Genomic DNA, 19,046 nt, shown 5'->3' on the forward strand with positions numbered 1-19,046 from the left:
TGTCCGGGGTGCGGTGGCTCACAGCGCGTCCCCGACCTGGGCGACGGTGAGCCAGGGGCGGGGCGCGAGCACCTTGGCGACCTGGGGGGCGAAGGCGGGGGAGGAGACCACGACCTCGGCGGTGGGGCCGTCCGCGAGCACCTCGCCCTCCGCGAGGATCACCACCCGGTGGGCCAGCTCGGCCGCCAGCTCCACGTCGTGCGTGGCCAGGACGACGGTGTGCCCGGCGGCGGCGAGCTCCCGCAGCACCTTCACGAGCCGCGCCTTCGCGGCGTAGTCCAGGCCCCGGGTGGGCTCGTCGAGCAGCAGCAGCGGCGGACGCGCGGTGAGGACGACGGCCAGGGCCAGCGCGAGCCGCTGCCCCTCGGAGAGATCACGGGGGTGGGCCGAGTCGTCGAGCCCCGGCAGCAGCTCGCTCACGAGCGCCCGGCAGCTCCCGGGCGCAGCGCCCGCGTCCTCGTCGGCGGCCGAGCACTCGGCGGCCACGGTCTCCGCGTACAGCAGGTCGCGCGGCTCCTGCGGCACCAGGCCGACCCGGCGGATCAGCTCGGCGGGCCTGGTCCGGTGCGGGGTCAGCCCGCCGGTACGGACCGTTCCCGAGGCCGGTTCCACCAGTCCGACGAGGGCGGAGAGCAGCGTCGACTTGCCCGCGCCGTTGCGGCCCATGAGCGCGACGGTCTCCCCGGGGGCGAAGGCGAGCCCGACCCCGCGCAGGGCCTCGACCCGGCCCCGGCGCACGGTCAGCCCCGTCACGACGGCGGTGGCGGAGGAGGGCTCCCCGGCGTCCGGTGCGCGGCGTCCGGGCCGTACCCGGCCGAAGCGGGACGGACGGCGCGCGCGGCCACGTTCCGGAGCTGCTTCCGGAGCTTCCTGAGCCTCCGGGGCGCCGGGTACGGCGGTGTCCCGGCCGGGGGACGGAACGGGCCGCTCCGGGAGGCGGTCGCGCAGCTCGCCGGAGCGGCGGCGGGCGTCCCGCACGGTCAGCGGCAGCGGGTCCCAGCCCGCGAGCCGCCCGAGGTCCACGACCGGTGGGCGGACCGGTGAGACCGCCATCACCTCGGCGGGTGTCCCGAGCACCGGGGCCTCGCCGCGCCCGGGCAGCAGGATGACCCGGTCCGCGTAGTGCACGACGCGTTCCAGCCGGTGCTCCGCGAGCAGCACCGTCGTCCCCAGGTCGTGCACCAGCCGTTGCAGCACGGCGAGCACTTCCTCCGCGGCGCCCGGGTCCAGCGCGGACGTGGGCTCGTCGAGGACGAGCACTCGGGGGTGCGGGGTCAGCACGGAGCCGATCGCGACCCGCTGCCGCTGCCCGCCGGACAGGGTCGCGATCGACCGGTCCCGCAGCTCGGCGAGGCCCAGCAGGTCGAGGGTCTCCTCGACCCGGCGGCGCATCGCGGCGGGCGCGAGCCCCAGGGACTCCATGCCGTAGGCGAGTTCGTCCTCCACGGTGTCCGTGACGAAGTGGGCCAGCGGGTCCTGTCCGACCGTGCCGACGACATCGGCCAGCTCGCGCGGGCGGTGGGTGCGGGTGTCCCGCCCGTCGACCGTCACCCGGCCGCGCAGGGTGCCGCCGGTGAAGTGCGGCACGAGCCCGGAGACGGTGCCGAGCAGGGTCGACTTGCCGACCCCCGAGGGGCCGACGAGCAGCACCAGCTCGCCCTCGGGAACGGTGAGGTCGAGGCCGCTCAGGGCGGGGCCCGGCGCGCCGTCGTAGCGCACCGACACCTCCTCGAACCGGATCACGGGGACTCCTCGGGGGTGGTGCGTGGGGGAACGGGTGCGACCACGGCGGGAACCAGTCCGACGAGGATCGCGAGCGCGGGCCACAGCGGCAGTTCGGGAGCGGTCAGCGGAACGAGCGAGGGGTGCAGCGCGCCGGGTGCCCACCCGTTCGCGGCGATCATCAGCGCGGCCACCGCCGCGCCGGAACCGGCCACGAGCCAGGAGCGCGCGCCGAAGCGGTCGGGACGGTAGCGGGTGCGCGGCGAACGCCGTCCCCCGAGCCGCAGCCCGGCGACGGCGGCGGCGAGCCCCGCGGCGAGCAGCGGCAGCCCGTACGCGGACCCCTCGGCCGCCAGCAGACCGTAGGTGCCCGCGCAGACGCCGATGAGCCCGCCGAGGGTGCACACGGCGGTCGTCCGGCGGACGGCGGCGGGGACCCGCGCGGTACGGCCGTACCCCCGGGCGTCCATGGAGGCGGCGACGGCGACGGAACGTTCCAGCGCGCTCTCCAGCACGGGCAGTCCGATCCGGGCGACGGCCCGGAGCCCGCCCGCGCTCCGGCCGCGCAGCCTGCGGGCGGTACGGAGCCGGGCGATGTCCGCGACCAGGTTCGGCGCGAACGTCATGGCGACGACGACCGCGACGCCCGCCTCGTACAGCGCGCCGGGCAGGGCGCGCAGCAGCCGGGCGGGGCTCGCGAGCGCGTTGGCGGCGCCGACGCAGATCAGCAGGGTGGCGAGTTTCGCGCCGTCGTACAGCGCGAACACGACCTGCTCGGCGGTGACCCGTCCGCCGACGCGGATGCCGCGCGCCCAGTCGGGCAGGGGCAGCTCGGGCAGGGTGAAGAGGGTGTGCGTCCCGGGCAGCGGCGAGCCGAGCAGCACGGAGAAGACGACCCTGATCGCGACGACCGCCAGACCCAGCTTGAGGAACGCGGTGTACGAACGGGCCCAGGGCGCGTCGGTCCGCCGCGCCGCCACGACATGGCCCGCGACGCCCACGAGCGCCCCCAGCAGCAGCGGATTCGTGGTCCGCGACGCGGCGACGGCGAGCCCGACGGCCCACAGCCACCAGGCCCCCGGATGCACGGCGTTCCCCCGCCCCGCGACGGGGGCCCGCCACCAGGCGGCGCCGCCGCCCCGGCGCGCGGGCGCGGACGGGGTGTCGTCGCGGAGCGGGGGCGTGCGGTCGGCCGCGCCGGTCGGGCCGGTGGCTGTCGGCCGTTTCGGCGGTGCCGCGGTGGTGGTGCCGGTGGTGCCGATCGGGTGGCGGCCGGGCGCCCCGGTGGCTGTCCGGCCTCCGCGCGGCTGCCCGGACGTCCCCGGACACCCATCGGCGCCCCGGCCCGCCAGCCGCTCCAGCCGCGTCGGCCGCCCGGCAGTCGGGGTGCCGGCGGCCCCGTCGGACGGGGCGCGCACGGGTACTGGAAGCCCGCGGTCCACCGCTCCGGCGCCATGCGTGGGTGCGTCCTCGGGCCGGGGGTGCCGGGTGGACGGGGACGTGGGCGGAGGTGTGGGGCGGGGTCCTTCGGTATGGGGTGTGGTCGTCGGCCGCTGTTCGTGGACCGGTGCGGGGGGAACGGTGTCCCGGGCGGTGGCGGTGGGCCCGGACGGGGTGTCCCCGTCGCCGGGCATGGGAAGGCCCCCCGGCGGCCTGGTGGCGCCGGGGGACGAGTCCGGGGCGGCCGGAGTCATCGACGGCGGCGGCGGGACTGCCACAGGGCCGCCGCCCCCAGGGCCGCGACGGCGGCGGCTCCGGCGAGGGCGCCCAGGGAGGGGCCGCCGTCGGAGGCCGTGGTGTCGTCCGCGGCGGACGTCTTCGCGGCGGCACCGGACTCACCGGAGAGCTGCTCGCCGCAGCCCGTCCGCGGATAACCCGAGATGGCGCAGAGCAGCGCCTGACCGTTGTAGCGCAGCGGCTTGGCCACCGCCGCGAGGGCGTCGGCGGTCGTCGCGGCCCCGGGCACCCGGGCGCAGGCCGTGCGCAGGGGCGGCGGGGTCTCGCCGGAGGGGGCGTCGGCACGGGTGCCCGGGTCGACGACGAGGGCGACGCGCTTGGTGTCCGGGCGCGCCGGGGTCGACCCGCAGACGTCCGCGAAGTCGGGCGCCCGGCGCGGGCGCGCCGCGTCCGAGCTGTTCTCGCTCACGGCGAAACGGAATCCGGCGACGGACCCGTCGGCGGGCCGGTGCGTCGCGGGGCCCTCCACGGCGTAGACCCACGCCGCCCCGTCCGTCTGCCAGAACGACCAGTAGCGGTACCCGGCGGCCTGCGCCGTCCCCGTTCCCGCCAGGGTCACCGCCGCCGTCAGCGCGAGGACGGCCGCGAGTGCGCGCGCGGCCCCCGCGGCGGCGGCGCGCCTCACGAGCGGGACCTGCGGCGGCCCGCGAACAGGACGCCCACACCGGCGCTCGCCGCGAAGAACGCGCCGACGAACCACCACGTCCCGGAACCGGAATCCCCGTCCGTGTCCTTGGCGGCTTCGGCGGCTTCGGCGGCCTCAGCGGCCTCGGCGCCCTTCGGGGACGCCTGCTCCGGCTCGGGCCCGGTCGCGTTCAACGCCGCGACCAGGTCCGTCCCGCCGAAGTCGCGCGGGTCCCCGCCCGTCGCGTGCGCCGCGAACACGAGCTGCGCGTACGCGGCCGGGCCCGACTCCTTCGCCCAGCCGGCGGCGTTCTGCTCCAGCCAGGCGAGCGGCTTCTCCGCCTGCTCGGCCAGGCCCAGCGCGGCGAGCGCGACCACCGCGTCCGCCGTGTTGCCGACGTCGGGCTTCGGCTCCGGGTCGGCCGAGCCCGGCATGGGCGGCTGGAGCAGATGCCCCTTCTCCGCCAGCTCCTTCGTGAGATACCCGGCGCCGTTGCGGGCGGCGTCCTCGACGGTCCGCGCCGGGGCGCAGGCCACCGGCTCCGTGTCCTTCGGCGCCTGCGCGGGACCGGCCAGACCCGCGCCGCGCGCGGCGGTCACGGCCGCGGCGGTCGAGTCCGCGACGAGCCCCGGCTGCTTCGGCTGGTAGACGAAGGCCCCGCCGTTCTCCTTCTCCCCGCACGGCCGCGCGAAGCCGAGCAGCGCGTCCTGGGGCGACTTCCCGTCCTTCGAGCGCGTCTGCTCCGGCTGCCCGCCCGCCGCCGCGAGCGCGCCGATCACCAGGGAGGTCGAGTTCGCGTCGCTGGCGCCGCCCGGGTTGTAGCTCCAGCCGCCGTCGGCGTTCTGCACGGACTTCAGCCAGTCCACGGACTTCCGCACGGTCGCGTCCTGCCCGCCGAGCGCGGCCAGCGCCTGCACGGCGGCGGCGGTGGCGTTCGAGTCGGGCAGCGTCTTCGGGTCGCAGTCGCGCCGGGTGTCGGCGCGGTACGAGGGGTACGCGCCGCTGTCGCACTGCTGCCCGGTGAGCCAGGCCACGGCCGCCCGCGCGGGGCGCACCCCGGCGGTGTCCTGCGCGAGCAGCGCCAGCGACTGCCGCCAGACACCGTCGTACGTCGGGTCGCCGGTCCCGTACAGACCGGTGGGGAGCGCCGCCGACGGCGCGGGGGCCGGTGCCGCGAGCGCGGTGGGCGCGGCGGCGGAGGCGATGGCGACGCCCAGTACGGCGGACACGGCGAGCGCGGCGGCGCTGCGACGGTATGCGGTGGTCATGAGCGGGCGGGCCTCTCCTGCGGGGGCCGGACCCGGGCCGATACGGGAGCCCGCGCTCCGGCTCCGTATTCCTCGACGGTGCCGGCCGCCGGCGGTCCGCCGACGGCATGAGCCGTCCATGGCGCGCACGGGGCATTCCGACTCGCCGCTCCCGGGCCCCGGGGGTCCGATGGGCGGCTCACGGTTGCGGGTCAGTGCCGGAATTCCACCGGCTTCCCCCCATGCGGGCGTGATGACGACCTGTCTACTCTACGGGGGTCCACTGAGTAACTGGAACATGAGCCCCCGCTTCCGCCCACCCGGCACGGGTGGCCCGCCTCACACCGCCATCCCCGCGTACCGCACCGGTTCCCCCGGCACGGTCTCGACGAGCCCCAGCCGTATCAGCCTCCGCAGATGCGCCGCCGCCTCCGCGACGGCGATGTTCCGGGAGTCGAACGGAATCCGCTCCCAGGGCCGGTTCCACTCCATCCGCTCCGCCGTCTCCCAGACGGTCAGCGGCTCCCCCAGCAGGACGAGCAGCCCGCGCAGCCTGCGCGCGTGGTGGTCCAGCAGCTCCCGTACCCGCCCGGCCGCCCCCGTGAAGGTGTGCTCGTGCGCGGGCAGCACCTCGGCGGGTGCCAGCCGCGCGACCCGTTCCAGCGAACGGAGATAGTCCCCGAGCGGGTCCGCCCCCGCGTCGGAACCGGCGGCGCCGTGGGAGGCGCCGCCGTCCGCCGGACCCAGCAACTCCTCGTACAGCCCGATGTGCGGACTGATCCCCGGCAGCAGATGGTCGCCCGAGAAGAGCCGCCCGCGCCCCGGCAGCCGGGCCGGGTGGTTCTCCTCCAGATGGAGACAGACGTGCCCGGGGGTGTGGCCCGGCGTCCAGATCGCGCGCAGCCGCCGCCCGGGGAGGTCCAGCAGCTCGTCGGGGACGATCTCCCGGTCCGGCAGGGCCGCCCGGTACTGCGGCGGCGGGGGGCCGGACGGGGCCGGCCGCGCGGCGGCCCGCAGCCGGGCCAGATGCTCCTCGGGCGCTCCGGCCTGTCCGAGCCGGTCGGTCAGATAGCCGTACCAGTCCGCCGGGGAGGTCCGCCGGCTCCCGCGCACGATCTCCGTGTCGGCGGGGTGCATCGCCAGCCATGCCCCCGACGCCTCCCGGACCCGCCCGGAGAGGCCGTGGTGGTCCGGGTGGTGGTGGGTGATGACCACCCCGGTGACCTCCTCGACCGCCGTCCCGGCCGCGCGGAGCCCGCTGGTGAGGACGTCCCAGGAGGCCGGGTCGTCCCAGCCGGTGTCGATGAGCACCGGGCCCCGGTCGGTGTCGAGGACATGGACGCGGGTGTGGCCGAGGGGACTGTCCGGGATCGGGACCCGGATCGACTGGACACCGCCCCCGTGATCGGTCACCACCGCCCCGTTCCCCCGGTGGTCCGCCGCCCCCTCGGCGGGGCCGCGGCCCGCCGCCTCTCCGTCCCCCGGCTCGGCCGCCTCCGTCATACCGCCCGCCCCTTCCGTCACGTACTTCCCCGTACAGCCGGAACGTTGCCCATGGTAACGAGAACTGATATCAGTTCTGAAAGACTGTCAGAAGACCGTTTCCCCGGTGCAGGAGGCAGTAGCCATGACCGACTTCGTGGAACACGGAAAGCTGTTCATCGGCGGCGCGCTGACCGACCCGTTGGGCACCGGGACCATCGATGTGGTCTCGCCCCACAGCGAGGAGATCATCGGCCGCGTCCCGCACGCCTCCCGCGCCGACGTCGACGCGGCGGTCGCCACCGCCCGCAAGGCGTTCGACGAGGGCCCCTGGCCCCGGATGACCCTCGACGAACGCATAGCCGTCGTCACCCGGATCAAGGACGGGGTCGCCGCCCGCCACGAGGAGCTGGCCCGGCTGGTCAGCTCCCAGAACGGCTCCCCGTACTCCTGGAGCGTCTTCGCCCAGGCGCTCGGGCCCGTGATGATCTGGGACGCGGCCATCACCGCCGCCCGCGCCACCGTCCACGAGGAGCGGCGCGCCGGGATGCTCGGCCCGCTCGTGGTGCGGCGGGAGCCCGTCGGCGTCGTCGCGGCGGTGATGCCGTGGAACGTGCCGCAGTTCACGGCGGCGTCCAAGCTGGCCCCCGCGCTGCTCGCGGGCTGCACGGCGATCCTCAAGCCGTCCCCCGAGGCGCCCCTCGACTCCTATCTCCTCGCGGAGATCATCCAGGAGGCGGGGCTCCCGGCGGGCGTGCTCTCGATCCTTCCGGCGGACCGCGAGGTCAGCGAGTACCTCGTGGGCCACCCCGGTGTCGACAAGGTCTCCTTCACCGGCTCGGTGGCCGCGGGCAAACGGGTGATGGAGGTCGCCTCCCGCCATCTCACCCGCGTCACCCTCGAACTGGGCGGCAAGTCCGCCGCGGTGATCCTGCCCGACGCCGACATCGCGGCCTCGGTGGCCGGGATCACCCCCGCCGCCTGGCTCAACAACGGACAGGCGTGTGTGGCCCAGACCCGGGTGCTCGCCCCCCGCAGCCGGTACGACGAGATCGCCGAGGCCCTGACGGCGGCGGCCGAGGCGCTGGTCGTCGGCGACCCGCTGGACCCGGCGACCCAGGTCGGCCCGCTCGTCGCGCAGCGCCAGCAGCAGCGCTCGTTCGACTACATCGAACTGGGCCGCACGGCCGGGGCGAAGCTGCTCACCGGCGGCGGGCGCCCGGCCGCGCGGGACCGCGGCTGGTATGTCGAACCCACCCTCTTCGGCGAGGTCGACAACGGTATGCGGATCGCCCGCGAGGAGATCTTCGGACCGGTGATCTGTCTGCTGCCGTACGGGGACGAGGAGGAGGCCGCGCGGATCGCGAACGACTCCGACTTCGGGCTCAGCGGCAGCGTCTGGACCGCCGACACCGATCGCGGGCTCGACTTCGCCCGCCGGATCAGGACGGGGACGTACTCGGTCAACACATTCGGCGTGGACCTGGGGGCGCCGTTCGGGGGATACAAGAACTCCGGTCTGGGGCGGGAGATGGGTGTCGAGGGGTACGCCGCCTACCTTGAGCTCAAGACGATCCATCTGCCCGCCGGGTCCGGCGGCGCGGAGGACGCGGAGACAACGGGGACAACGGGGACAACGGGGACGGTGGAGCCGACGGATGGGTGATCGCTGGCGGATCGAGGTCGACCGGGGGGTCTGTGTCGGCTCGGGCATGTGCGTCGGCTCCGCGCCGGAGGGCTTCCGCCTGGACGCGGCCCGGCAGGCGCACCCCGCGACGGAGGAGGCGGACGCGGGCGAGCCCCTGCTCGAAGCGGCGGAGAACTGCCCGGTGGAGGCCATCACCATCACCCTGGCGGCCACCGGCGAACCGGTCTTCCCCCCGGAGGACTGACCGACCGCTCCCGCCCGGCGGTCCCGTACCGCGCGGGTGGCCGGTCGCCGTGGCCCGTGGCCCGTGGCCCTTGCCCCGCCGTCCGGCCGTGCCCCGCCGTCCGGTCCGGACCCGGGCGCCGCGCGTGCTCAGCCGCCGTGGGCGGCGGGCCGCGGCGGGGGGCCGTCCGGCACCGGGACCGGGGGCGTCGTCAGGTCGATCAGACGGCAGACCGTCTCGATGTCGATCTTCACCTGCGCGATCGACGCCCTCCCGGAGAGCCAGGTGATCAGCGCCGAGTGCCAGGTGTGCTCGATGACCCGCACCGCCGAGAGCTGTTCGGGCGTCGGCCGGTCGAGCCCCATCGCGTCCAGGATGATCACGGTCGTCTGCCGGGAGACGGTGTCCACCTCGGGGCTGACGCTCCGGTCGGCGAAGGTCAGCGCCCGCACCATCGCGTCCGCGAGGTGCGGCTCGCGCTGGAGCGCGCGGAACGCCCGCATCAGGGTCTCCGCGACCCGTTCCGCCGCGCCGTCCCCGCCCGGGGGCCGCTTCCGCAGGGTCAGATGCATCCGCTGGAGCTGGTCCTGCATCGTGGCGACCAGCAGATGGATCTTGGAGGGGAAGTAGCGGTAGAGGGTGCCGAGCGCCACGCCGGAGGACTCCGCGACCTCCCGCATCTGCACGGCGTCGAAGCCGCCCCGGCAGGCGAGCCGCGCGCTGGCGTGCAGAATGCGCCGACGACGTTCCTCCTGGCGCTCCGTCAGCGAGGGTGAGGCGGGCATCCGTGGCGTGGCTTCGGCTGTCATATGTCCCGTTCCCTCACGAGGTGGGTCGTCCCGTTCGACGCGGGTCCGGTGCGGCTACGGGGCGAGTATCGGCCACGGAGCGGTCGCGCGGCACCACAGCACACCCGCCGTGGTGCGAATCACCTGTTCCCGCCCTTACAGCGGGACTACCTGCCGGTAGATTCAGAGCCGTTTGAACGACCAAGGCTGAAACTTGTTCTAGATTAGCGTGAGCGGTTACGCTCCGCCGAAACCCAGTGAGAAGGGGGCCGCGCGTGACCGCCGAGGCCATCGACACCGGCTCTCACGCAGGCCCCGCGCCCGCCGCGGACGGCGGCGACGGCGCCCCCCTGCGGATCGCCCTCCTCACCTACAAGGGCAACCCCTTCTGCGGCGGCCAGGGCGTCTATGTCCGCCATCTCTCCCGTGAACTGGCCCTCCTCGGCCACCGTGTGGAGGTCATCGGCGCCCAGCCCTACCCCGTGCTCGACGGGGGCGTCCCCCTCACCGAGCTGCCCAGCCTCGATCTGTACCGGCAGCCCGACCCCTTCCGCACCCCCGCGCGGGACGAGTACCGCGACTGGATCGACGCCCTGGAGGTCGGCACCATGTGGACCGGCGGCTTCCCCGAGCCGCTGACGTTCTCCCTGCGGGCCCGCCGCCATCTGCGCGCGCGGCGCGGCGAGTTCGACGTCATCCACGACAACCAGACGCTGGGCTACGGCCTCCTCGGCGACCTGGGCGCGCCCCTCGTCACCACCGTCCACCACCCCATCACCGTCGACCGCGCGCTGGACCTCGCCGCGGCGGCCGACTGGAAGCGCCGCGCGTCCGTGCGCCGCTGGTACGGCTTCACCCGGATGCAGAAGCGGGTGGCCCGGCGGCTGCCCTCCGTCCTCACCGTCTCCGGCTCCTCCCGCCAGGAGATCGTGGACCACCTCGGCGTCCGGGGCGAGCGCGTCCATGTCGTGCCCATCGGCGCCGACACCGGACTGTTCGCGCCCGACCCCGCCGTCCCCGAGGTCCCCGGCAGGATCGTCACCACCTCCAGCGCGGACGTCCCGCTCAAGGGCCTCGTCCATCTGGTGGAGGCGCTGGCCAAGCTCCGTACCGAGCACCCCGGCGCCCACCTCGTGGTCGTCGGCAAGCGTGCCGAGGACGGCCCCGTCGCCCGGCTCATCGAGCGCTATGGCCTCGGCGGCGCCGTGGAGTTCGTCAAGGGGATATCCGACAGCGAACTGGTCGATCTGGTGCGGAGCGCGCAGATCGCCTGTGTGCCCTCGCTGTACGAGGGGTTCTCCCTGCCCGCGGCGGAGGCGATGGCCACCGGCACGCCGCTGGTCGCCACCACCGGCGGGGCGATACCGGAGGTCGCGGGGGCGGACGGGGAGAGCTGTCTCGCCGTACCCCCGGGCGACGCGGGCGCGCTGGCGGGCGCGCTCGGCAGACTCCTGGCCGACCCGGAGCTGCGCGCCCGGCTGGGCACGGCGGGGCGGCGGCGGGTGCTGGAACGGTTCACCTGGGCGAAGGCGGCCCAGGGGACGGTGGAGCTGTACCGCGCGGCCCTGGCCGGGGCGAGGCGTTGACGCGTCTGTACCGTAGGGCCCGACCGGCCCGGACCACCGCCGCACCCGAACGGGTCCGCCGCGCCCGGGCCACCCCCACGACATCCGCCGGCGCGAAGCGAACGACACCGGCTGGACCGGCTGATACTGACTGATAACGACGATACCGACCGATGCTGACCGATACCGACCGAGAGAGCGGGACCCTGTGCTGACCGTCGACTTCTCCCGCTTCCCGCTGGCCGCGGGAGACCGTGTGCTCGATCTCGGCTGCGGCGCGGGCCGGCACGCCTTCGAGTGCTACCGGCGCGGCGCGCGGGTCGTGGCCCTGGACCGCAACGGCGACGAGATACGCGAGGTCGCCACGTGGTTCGCCGCCATGAAGGAGGCGGGTGAGGCCCCCGAGGGCGCCACCGCCACCGCCATGGAGGGCGACGCGCTCAATCTCCCCTTCCCCGACGACTCCTTCGATGTCGTGATCATCTCCGAGGTGCTGGAGCACATCCACGACGACAAGGGCGTGCTCGCCGAGATGGTCCGCGTGCTCAAGCCGGGCGGCCGGATCGCCGTCACCGTGCCGCGCCACGGCCCCGAGCGGATCTGCTGGGCGCTGAGCGACGCGTACCACGAGGTCGAGGGCGGCCATATCCGTATCTACAAGGCCGACGAACTGCTGGCGCGGATCGAGGAGGCCGGGCTCGTCCCCTACGGCACCCATCACGCGCACGCCCTGCACAGCCCGTACTGGTGGCTCAAGTGCGCCTTCGGCGTGGACAACGACCAGGTCCTGCCGGTCAAGGCGTACCACCGGCTGCTCGTCTGGGACATCATGAGGAAGCCGCTGGCCACCCGGCTCGCCGAGCAGGCGCTCAACCCCCTCATCGGCAAGAGCTTCGTGGCGTACGCGACCAAGCCCCAGCTTCCCCGGACCGCGGCGTGACGACTCCCCGCACCGAACATCTGGTGCTGCCCGGGGTCCTCACGGCCGAGGAGGCCGCCGAGACCGTCGCCGCGCTCCGCGCCGTCCAGCGCGCGGACGGCGCGATCCCCTGGTTCCGCGGCCACCATCTCGACCCCTGGGACCACACCGAGGCCGCCATGGCCCTCGACGCTGCGGGCGAGCACGAGGCGGCGGCCGCGGCGTACGCCTGGCTGCGCGAGCACCAGAACGGCGACGGCTCCTGGTACGCGGCGTACCAGGACGGCGACGCGGACCGGCCCACCGACCGGGGCCGGGAGAGCAACTTCGTCGCCTATGCCGCCGTCGGCGTCTGGCACCACTATCTCGCCACCGGGGACGACGCCTTCCTCGACCGGATGTGGCCGGTGGTGTATGCGGCGGTGGAGTTCGTGCTCGGCCTCCAGCAGCCCGGAGGACAGATCGGCTGGAAGCGCGAGTCCCCCGAGGACGGTGCCAGGCCCGTCACCGACGCGCTGCTGACCGGCAGTTCCTCCATCCACCACGCCCTGCGCTGCGCGCTCGCGATCGCCGAGGAGCGCGAGGAGCCCCAGCCCGACTGGGAGCTGGCCACGGGCGCGCTCGCGCACGCCATCCGCCGCCATCCGGAGCGCTTCCTCGACAAGGGCCGCTACTCGATGGACTGGTACTACCCGGTCCTCGGCGGCGCGCTGACCGGGGCCGAGGCCGGTGCCCGGATCGAGGCGCGCTGGGGGGAGTTCGTCGTCCCCGGGCTCGGCGCGCGCTGTGTGCTGCCCAACCCCTGGGTGACCGGCGGCGAGAGCTGTGAGCTGGCGCTGACGCTCTGGGCGATGGGGGAGTCCGACCGGGCCCTGGAGATCCTTCAGTCCATCGGGCATCTGCGGGCGCCCGGCGGGCTGTACTGGACGGGGTATGTCTTCGAGGGCAACCGGGCGGTCTGGCCGCAGGAGCAGACGACCTGGACGGCGGGGGCGCTGCTGCTGGCGGTGGCCGCGCTCGGCGGCGACGAGGCGACGACCGCGGTGTTCGGCGGGGAGCGGCTGCCCCGGGGGCTCGACCCGGACTGCTGCGGCACCGACTGAGCGCCGCGGCGCCCCGGGCCCGGGGCGCCCCGCCGGGCCTACAGCGCCAGCTCGGCCAGGGTGCGCAGGGTCGCCGGGTCGGGCGCGGTCACCAGCAGGTCGGTGACCGGCCCGGCGCGCCACAGCGCCAGCCGTTCGGCGATCCGCTCCCGGGGCCCGACGAGGGAGATCTCGTCGGCGAAGGCGTCGGGCACGGCCTGGACCGCCTCGTTGCGCCGCCCCTCGGCGAAGAGCCGCTGGACCCGGCGGGCGGCCTCCTCGTACCCCATCCGTGCCATCAGGTCGGCGTGGAAGTTCCGGGTGGCGTGGCCCATGCCGCCGATGTAGAAGCCCAGCATCGCCTTCACCGGCAGCAGCCCCTCGGCGAGGTCGTCGCAGACCTGGGCGCGGACCAGGGGCGCGATCACGAAACCGGCGGGCACCGCCGCCGGGGAGAGCCCATAGGCGTCCGTCCGCCGGGGCGACCAGTACAGCGGCAGCCAGCCGTCCGCGATCTCCAGCGTCTGCGCCACGTTCTTCGGGCCCTCCGCGCCGAGGAGCAGCGGCAGACCGGCGCGCAGCGGATGGGTGATCGGCTTGAGCGCGCGGCCGAGTCCGGTGCCGTCCGCGCCCCGGTAGGGGTGGGAGTGGAAGCGCCCCGCCAGGGCCACCGGCCCCTCGCGGCGCAGCACTTGGCGGATCACCTCCACGTACTCCCGGGTGGCGGTGAGCGGGCTGCGGGGGAACGGACGGCCGTACCAGCCCTCGACCACCTGGGGTCCGGAGAGCCCCAGACCCAACATCATCCGGCCACCGGAGAGATGGTCCAGGGTGAGGGCCTGCATGGCGGTGGCGGTGGGGGAGCGGGCCGCCATCTGGGCCACGGCGGTGCCCAGTCGGATCCGGGAGGTATGGGCGGCGATCCAGGTCAGCGGGGTGAAGGCATCCGATCCCCAGGCTTCGGCCGTCCAGACCGAGGCATAGCCGAGCCGTTCGGCCTCCCGGGCGAGGTCGAGATGGCCGGGCGTGGGGCCGCGGCCCCAGTAGCCGAGCGCGAGTCCCAGTCGCATGTCCACGCCTCCGCAGATCAGCAGGGGGAGAGGTCGATATGACGAGGTGTCAGATTACGGGGGTCCGGGGGTCGCCACAATCCCTCGGGACCCGTTTCCAGGATGGCCGAAAATCAATGCCGGGTGAACCGAACCCGTTCACCACGTCCGTCATCTTTCACAGCGGCTCGGGAAATTCTCGCGGAGGAAAACGGATCGGGCAGGCAAATGAAGGCCCGAAACCACCCTTTGACGAGAATCAAGAGCCGCTGCTAGCTTCGCTGACGGATTTTCCGCAGGGCGCCGATACGGGGTGAATTCCGGGCTGACCACCCGTTTTCCCTTCTCCTTTTCCGTGCCCTCGGCGCTTTGTCCATCGTGCTCAGGAAACGGAGTTCTCCCATGCGCATCGGTTCCTTCAGAGGCCGCACCGCCCGTATCGCAGCCGCCGGTGTGGCGTCCGCCGCCACCGCCGCCCTCCTCGCGACGGCCGCCCCCGCCCAGGCCGGGCCCGCCGACCCCGGCCCCCAGCCGCAGGCGACCCAGGCCCCGAAGGACCCCGGCGCCTTCATCATCGGCGGCGGAGCCGTACCCAACGACAAGTACCCGTTCATGGTCGCGCTGCTGATGAAGGGCAAGGGCAGCCCCGTCGACCGGCAGTTCTGCGGCGGCAGCCTCCTCGACGCCTACACCGTCGTGACCGCCGCGCACTGTGTCGACCACACGGACCCGAAGGACATCCAGGTCGTCGCCGGCCGGACCGTGCTGAGCAACACCCAGCAGGGCCAGGTCCGCGACGTCATGGGGATCACCGTCCACCCGCGCTACGCCAAGAACTACGCGTACGACCTCGCCTTCATCGACATCGACTGGAAGAAGCCGATCACCGGCATAGCCCCGGTCAAGCTCCCCACCACGGGCACGGACGCCCTGATCAAGCCGGGCGCCAAGGCGACCGTCACCGGCTGGGGCAACACCGACACCGAGCTGCCGAACTTCCCGGACCGGCTGCGGGAGGTCGATGTGCCGATCCTGTCGCACGCCGAGTGCGAGATCAGCAACTCGCCGTACGAGAAGGGCGTCGACCTCTGCGCCGGGGTCGAGGGCAAGGACTCCTGCCAGGGCGACAGCGGCGGCCCGCTCTTCCGCAAGCTCAAGGGCCGGGAGGCGCCGATCCAGATCGGCGTGGTCTCCCGCGGCGACGGCTGCGCCGCGCAGGGCGCCCCCGGCGTCTATGTCTCGCTCAGCTCCGCCAAGCTGTGGAAGACGCTGTACGAGTCCCCCGAGGGCGCGAAGGTGGCCAAGCGCCTGGGCCGCTGAGCCCACGCCCGTCCACCGACCGGTAATCCCCGGCCGTCACCGGTCCGTGAATCCGGCGGGCGCGGAGCAGGGCCCAGGAAAAGGGAGAGACCCCCGCCGACAGTGGCGGGGGTCTCTTCCGTACGAGAATTCCAGCGGTCCGTAAGCAGTCCGCACGCGGTCCGTAAGCGGTCCGTAAGCGGTCCGTACGCGGGCCGTCCGAACGGAAAACGGAACGCGGAGGGCGGTCCCGGAACACGGTCCCGGAACGCGGTCCCGAAAAGCGGGACGAGGGGTCAGCCGCGCTGAATTCCGGAGGTGTCCTGGAGGACACCGCGCCTGCCGTCCTGCGTCTGGGCGACCAGACCGGGGCCGCGCTGCTCGACCGCGAGGTACCAGGTGCCCGGGGTCAGCTCGGCGACCGGACCCGAGGAACCGTCCTCCGCGTACAGCGGACGGGCCACCGGCACCGCGAACCAGAACGGGGCGAACTCCTGCGCCGCGCCCGCCGCCTGCTGCTGGCCCCCGAACGACGGCTGCGCGGCCTGGCCCCCGGCGCCGGGCTGCCCGCCGAAGGACTGCTGACCCGGGAGCGGATAGCCGTAACCGCCCTGCGGCTGCCCGTACGGAGCCGGGGCCGCCGGACGCGGAGCGCCGAGCAGCGGCGCCTTGAGCGCGGGGACGAGCTGGGCGCAGACCGCGCCCACGGCCAGCGCCAGCGCGGCGATGAAGCCGAGGATCAGACCGGCGCCCGCGTCCGGGGCCGGGATCTCCTCGAACTGGAGGCCACCCGGGTCGAAGATCGCGCCGAGCGAGGACCAGGCGGTGAAGAGCGCCAGCGCCGTGCCGAGCTGACCCGCGTCGATCCCGAGGAGCTTGGGGCCCTGGGGCCGCATCCGGGCGAGCACGATCAGGGCCGCGCCGACGAGACCGGCCAGATGGACGCCGAGCAGCAGGGAGCCGCTGTCCCAGCCGGTCGGGGAGCCGACGCAGATCTGGTCACGCTCGCAGGGGATGTCCCACGTATCCAGGAACGAGGCGATGAACAGCACGACCGCTGCTCCGATCACCACGCCGTCGCCTCTCGTGAGGGAGCGGATGTTCACGTATGAAGTCCTTCGCAGGTCGTCTCATCGGGGCGGTGTTCGCTGTGCCGCAGGCGGCGGTGAACAGGCACGGAGCCGGGGAGGCCCCCGTCGTGCGCGTGATGACGAATCTATCGTCTGCCCGATACCCTCGTCTGCCCGGTATCACGGGGCGATCTCACCGGGATGTGCGACCGGCTCGCTCATCCGTCCCGCGCCCCGCGGCCCGCCCGGCGACGGGTGGACACGGACCCGGCGCCCGCCCGGCCCCCCGGCAGGTCCGGATCCCGATGCGGATTTCCGTTCCGGCCCCCGTTCCGGTTCTCGTGCGGATTTCCGTGCAGATCCCCGTTCCGGTGCCCGTTCGGGTTTCCGTTCAGATTCCCGGGCCCGTGCGGCGCAGCACCCGGAGCGAATCCGTCACCGACACCTCCGTGAACGCGCCCGAGGCGAGCGCCCGCCGATGGACACGGTACGGCGCCTGCCCGCCGTCCGCCGGGTCGGGGAAGACGTCGTGGATCACCAGGAGTCCGCCGTCGGCGACCCGGGGCGCCCAGCCCTCGTAGTCCCCGTTCGCGTGCTCGTCGGTGTGGCCCCCGTCGATGAAGACGAGCCCCAGCGGGGTCTGCCACAGCCGGGCGATCTGCGGGGAACGGCCGACCACCGCGACCACGTGGTCCTCCAGACCGGCCCGGTGCAGCGTGCGCCGGAAGCTCGGCAGGGTGTCCATCCGGCCGGCCTCCGGGTCCACGAGCGAGGGATCGTGGTACTCCCAGCCCTCCTGCTGCTCCTCGCTGCCCCGGTGGTGATCGACCGTCACGGCCGTGACCCCGGCGGCTCGCGCCGCGTCCGCGAGCAGGATGGTCGAACGTCCGCAGTACGTCCCCACCTCCAGCAGCGGCAGCCCCAGCGCCGCCGCCTCCACCGCCGCCGCGTACAGCGCGAGCCCTTCGCGAAGCGGCATGAAGCCCTTGGCGTTCCCGAACGCGGCAAGGATCTCGGGCCCGGGTGTCTCGGTGCTGGCTGTCATGGGATTCCTCCAGGTCATCGGGGTGGGGGAGCAGTTTCGACGGTCCGGGACGGCCGGGGCGCCCATCGTGCCCCACGGCCCGGCCCCGGCCGACCCCGGCCCCACCCGTACCGCCGGAGCCGGGCCCGGCCGGTTCGCACGGACCCGTTCCCGCCCCTGTCCTCGCAATGGAACGTGTTCTACTCTTCGCCCGGTGTGCGGCCGGTGCGCGTGCGACCGGCCCCTGTGCGTCCCGCCCGTCCCGGTGACCGAAGGAGAGTTCGCGCCATGGCACAGAGCCTCATCGCAGGCGTCGGCATGACGGCGTTCGAGAAGCCCGAGACCGGTGACCGGCCGTACTGGGACATGGCCGCGGAAGCCGGTGCCCAGGCCCTGGCCGACGCCGGGATCTCCTACGAGGACGTGGAACAGGTCCCCGTCGGCCACTGCCTCCAGCCCTCGACCGCAGGACAGCGCGCGGTCTACGCGCTCGGGCTGACCGGCATCCCCGTCTACAACGTCAACAACAACTGCGCCACGGGCGCCACCGCCCTGATGCTCGCCCGCCAGCTCGTCGAGGGCGGCGCCGCCGACTGCGTCCTCGCCCTCGGCTTCGAGAAGATGCGCAGGGGCGCGCTCGGCGCCGGAATGGACGGCGGCGACTTCGCGGCCTCGCCCGTCGCCCGCCACTACGGGATCATGGCCGCCGCCCACGGCTTCGAGGCCACCCCGCCCACGGCGCAGATCTTCGGCAACGCCGCCCGGGAGCACATGGAGCGCCACGGGACCACGGAGGCGCAGCTCGCCGCCGTCGCCGCCAAGAACCACCGGCACTCGGCGGCCAACCCCCGCGCCCAGTTCCGCGAGGTGTGGACCGTCGAGGAGATCCTGGCCGCGCGCACCGTCCACCGGCCGCTGACCAAGCTCCAGTGCTCGCCCACCTCGGACGGCGCGGCGGCGGTGGTGGTCGTCTCCGAGCGGTTCGCCGCCCGGCGCGGGCTGCGGAACCGGGCGGTCGAGATCGCCGGGCAGGCCATGGCGACCGACACCGGGGACTCGTTCGCCTCCGGCTCGTGCATCGACGTGGTGGGGCTGCCGATGTCCCGGGCCGCCGCCCGGCGCGCCTGCGACAGCGCGGGGCTGGGCATCGAGGACGTCGACGTCGTCGAGTTGCACGACTGCTTCTCCATCAACGAGCTGCTGACCTACGAGGCCCTGGGGATGTGCGCGGAGGGGGCCTCCGGGGAGCTGGTGGAGAGCGGGGCGACGACCTACGGGGGCCGCTGGGTGGTCAACCCCTCGGGCGGGCTGATCTCCAAGGGGCACCCCCTGGGCGCCACGGGTCTCGCCCAGGCCGCCGAGCTGGTCTGGCAGTTGCGGGGCGAGGCCGGGGCGCGGCAGGTGGCGGGCGCGCGGGTCGGCCTCGCGCACAACATCGGGCTGGGCGGGGCCGCGGTGGTGACCCTGCTGCGGACGTCCTGAGCCGCCCCGGCCCCCCCGGCCGCCTGAGCCGTCCCGGCCCCGGGTCGCCTGAGCCGTCCCGGCCCCCGGGCCTCCGGCAGCCTC

Annotated in this window: 16 protein-coding genes and 1 riboswitch; of the genes, 7 read left to right on the forward strand and 9 right to left on the reverse strand. The window is 74.5% G+C overall.

Translation table 11 applies throughout. From position 1 onward, the window contains the following. Nucleotides 1–18: 18 nt before the first annotated feature. From CRV15_RS20595 to CRV15_RS20615, 5 genes are all read right to left on the reverse strand, one after another. The gene (locus CRV15_RS20595) at nucleotides 19–1,743 is read right to left on the reverse strand and encodes an ABC transporter ATP-binding protein (protein WP_003960331.1); all 1,725 of its coding nucleotides are present in this window, start codon (nucleotides 1,741–1,743) and stop codon (nucleotides 19–21) included. Continuing rightward, nucleotides 1,740–2,810: an energy-coupling factor transporter transmembrane component T gene (locus tag CRV15_RS20600; protein WP_106432013.1), complete on the reverse strand. Its 1,071-nt coding sequence runs from the start codon at nucleotides 2,808–2,810 to the stop codon at nucleotides 1,740–1,742. The genes CRV15_RS20595 and CRV15_RS20600 overlap by 4 nt, the downstream gene beginning before the upstream one ends. Before the next feature lie 602 nt (nucleotides 2,811–3,412). Next, complete coding sequence (locus tag CRV15_RS20605) at nucleotides 3,413–4,084, reverse strand: SCO2322 family protein (RefSeq protein ID WP_003960329.1); 672 nt, start codon at nucleotides 4,082–4,084, stop codon at nucleotides 3,413–3,415. Beyond that, nucleotides 4,081–5,352, reverse strand: a complete 1,272-nt coding sequence (locus tag CRV15_RS20610) for an SCO2321 family membrane protein (protein ID WP_003960328.1) — start codon at nucleotides 5,350–5,352, stop codon at nucleotides 4,081–4,083. Before CRV15_RS20610 ends, CRV15_RS20605 begins: the two co-directional genes overlap by 4 nt. A 130-nt stretch (nucleotides 5,353–5,482) precedes the next feature. Beyond that, nucleotides 5,483–5,571: riboswitch (cobalamin riboswitch) on the reverse strand. Between the two features lie 99 nt (nucleotides 5,572–5,670). After that, on the reverse strand, nucleotides 5,671–6,834 hold the full coding sequence (locus tag CRV15_RS20615) for a Strvi_7410 family MBL fold metallo-hydrolase (protein WP_009996066.1): 1,164 nt from the start codon (nucleotides 6,832–6,834) through the stop codon (nucleotides 5,671–5,673). A 124-nt stretch (nucleotides 6,835–6,958) separates the two neighbouring features. Between CRV15_RS20615 and CRV15_RS20620 the strand changes: the two genes are divergently transcribed. Next, nucleotides 6,959–8,479, forward strand: a complete 1,521-nt coding sequence (locus tag CRV15_RS20620; RefSeq protein WP_003960326.1) for an aldehyde dehydrogenase — start codon at nucleotides 6,959–6,961, stop codon at nucleotides 8,477–8,479. Then, nucleotides 8,472–8,705, forward strand: coding sequence for a ferredoxin (locus tag CRV15_RS20625; protein ID WP_003957280.1), 234 nt, complete (start codon nucleotides 8,472–8,474; stop codon nucleotides 8,703–8,705). Before CRV15_RS20620 ends, CRV15_RS20625 begins: the two co-directional genes overlap by 8 nt. A gap of 128 nt (nucleotides 8,706–8,833) precedes the next feature. On the opposite strand, the gene CRV15_RS20630 is transcribed toward CRV15_RS20625, so the two are convergent. Beyond that, on the reverse strand, nucleotides 8,834–9,493 hold the full coding sequence (locus CRV15_RS20630) for a TetR family transcriptional regulator (protein WP_003957279.1): 660 nt from the start codon (nucleotides 9,491–9,493) through the stop codon (nucleotides 8,834–8,836). 254 nt (nucleotides 9,494–9,747) lie between these two features. Between CRV15_RS20630 and CRV15_RS20635 the strand changes: the two genes are divergently transcribed. The 3 genes from CRV15_RS20635 to CRV15_RS20645 all read left to right on the forward strand — a co-directional run bounded on the left by CRV15_RS20635 (nucleotide 9,748) and on the right by CRV15_RS20645 (nucleotide 13,059). Next, complete coding sequence (locus tag CRV15_RS20635; RefSeq protein WP_009996064.1) at nucleotides 9,748–11,058, forward strand: glycosyltransferase family 4 protein; 1,311 nt, start codon at nucleotides 9,748–9,750, stop codon at nucleotides 11,056–11,058. 187 nt (nucleotides 11,059–11,245) lie between these two features. Next, nucleotides 11,246–11,977 carry a class I SAM-dependent methyltransferase gene (locus tag CRV15_RS20640; protein ID WP_003957277.1) on the forward strand — a complete coding sequence of 244 codons (732 nt, stop codon included), beginning with the start codon at nucleotides 11,246–11,248 and terminating at the stop codon, nucleotides 11,975–11,977. Then, the gene (locus CRV15_RS20645; protein WP_003957276.1) at nucleotides 11,974–13,059 is read left to right on the forward strand and encodes a hypothetical protein; all 1,086 of its coding nucleotides are present in this window, start codon (nucleotides 11,974–11,976) and stop codon (nucleotides 13,057–13,059) included. The genes CRV15_RS20640 and CRV15_RS20645 overlap by 4 nt, the downstream gene beginning before the upstream one ends. A 38-nt stretch (nucleotides 13,060–13,097) precedes the next feature. On the opposite strand, the gene CRV15_RS20650 is transcribed toward CRV15_RS20645, so the two are convergent. Continuing rightward, nucleotides 13,098–14,108, reverse strand: a complete 1,011-nt coding sequence (locus tag CRV15_RS20650; protein WP_003960325.1) for an LLM class F420-dependent oxidoreductase — start codon at nucleotides 14,106–14,108, stop codon at nucleotides 13,098–13,100. 381 nt (nucleotides 14,109–14,489) lie between these two features. Here CRV15_RS20650 and CRV15_RS20655 point away from each other — a divergent pair, with 381 nt between their 5' ends. Then, complete coding sequence (locus tag CRV15_RS20655; RefSeq protein WP_003960324.1) at nucleotides 14,490–15,407, forward strand: S1 family peptidase; 918 nt, start codon at nucleotides 14,490–14,492, stop codon at nucleotides 15,405–15,407. A gap of 275 nt (nucleotides 15,408–15,682) precedes the next feature. Here the strand turns inward: CRV15_RS20655 and CRV15_RS20660 are convergent, their stop codons facing one another. Continuing rightward, nucleotides 15,683–16,492 (reverse strand): hypothetical protein, encoded by an 810-nt coding sequence (locus CRV15_RS20660; protein WP_003957271.1) that lies wholly within the window; start codon nucleotides 16,490–16,492, stop codon nucleotides 15,683–15,685. A gap of 355 nt (nucleotides 16,493–16,847) precedes the next feature. Further along, entirely contained in the window at nucleotides 16,848–17,501 is a 654-nt protein-coding gene (locus CRV15_RS20665; protein WP_003957270.1) for a class I SAM-dependent methyltransferase, read from the reverse strand. A 267-nt stretch (nucleotides 17,502–17,768) separates the two neighbouring features. On the opposite strand from CRV15_RS20665, the gene CRV15_RS20670 reads away from it, so the two are divergent. Beyond that, nucleotides 17,769–18,962, forward strand: a complete 1,194-nt coding sequence (locus CRV15_RS20670; protein ID WP_003957269.1) for a thiolase C-terminal domain-containing protein — start codon at nucleotides 17,769–17,771, stop codon at nucleotides 18,960–18,962. Nucleotides 18,963–19,046: the final 84 nt, after the last annotated feature.

Source organism: Streptomyces clavuligerus (assembly GCF_005519465.1).
Taxonomy (GTDB): domain Bacteria; phylum Actinomycetota; class Actinomycetes; order Streptomycetales; family Streptomycetaceae; genus Streptomyces; species Streptomyces clavuligerus.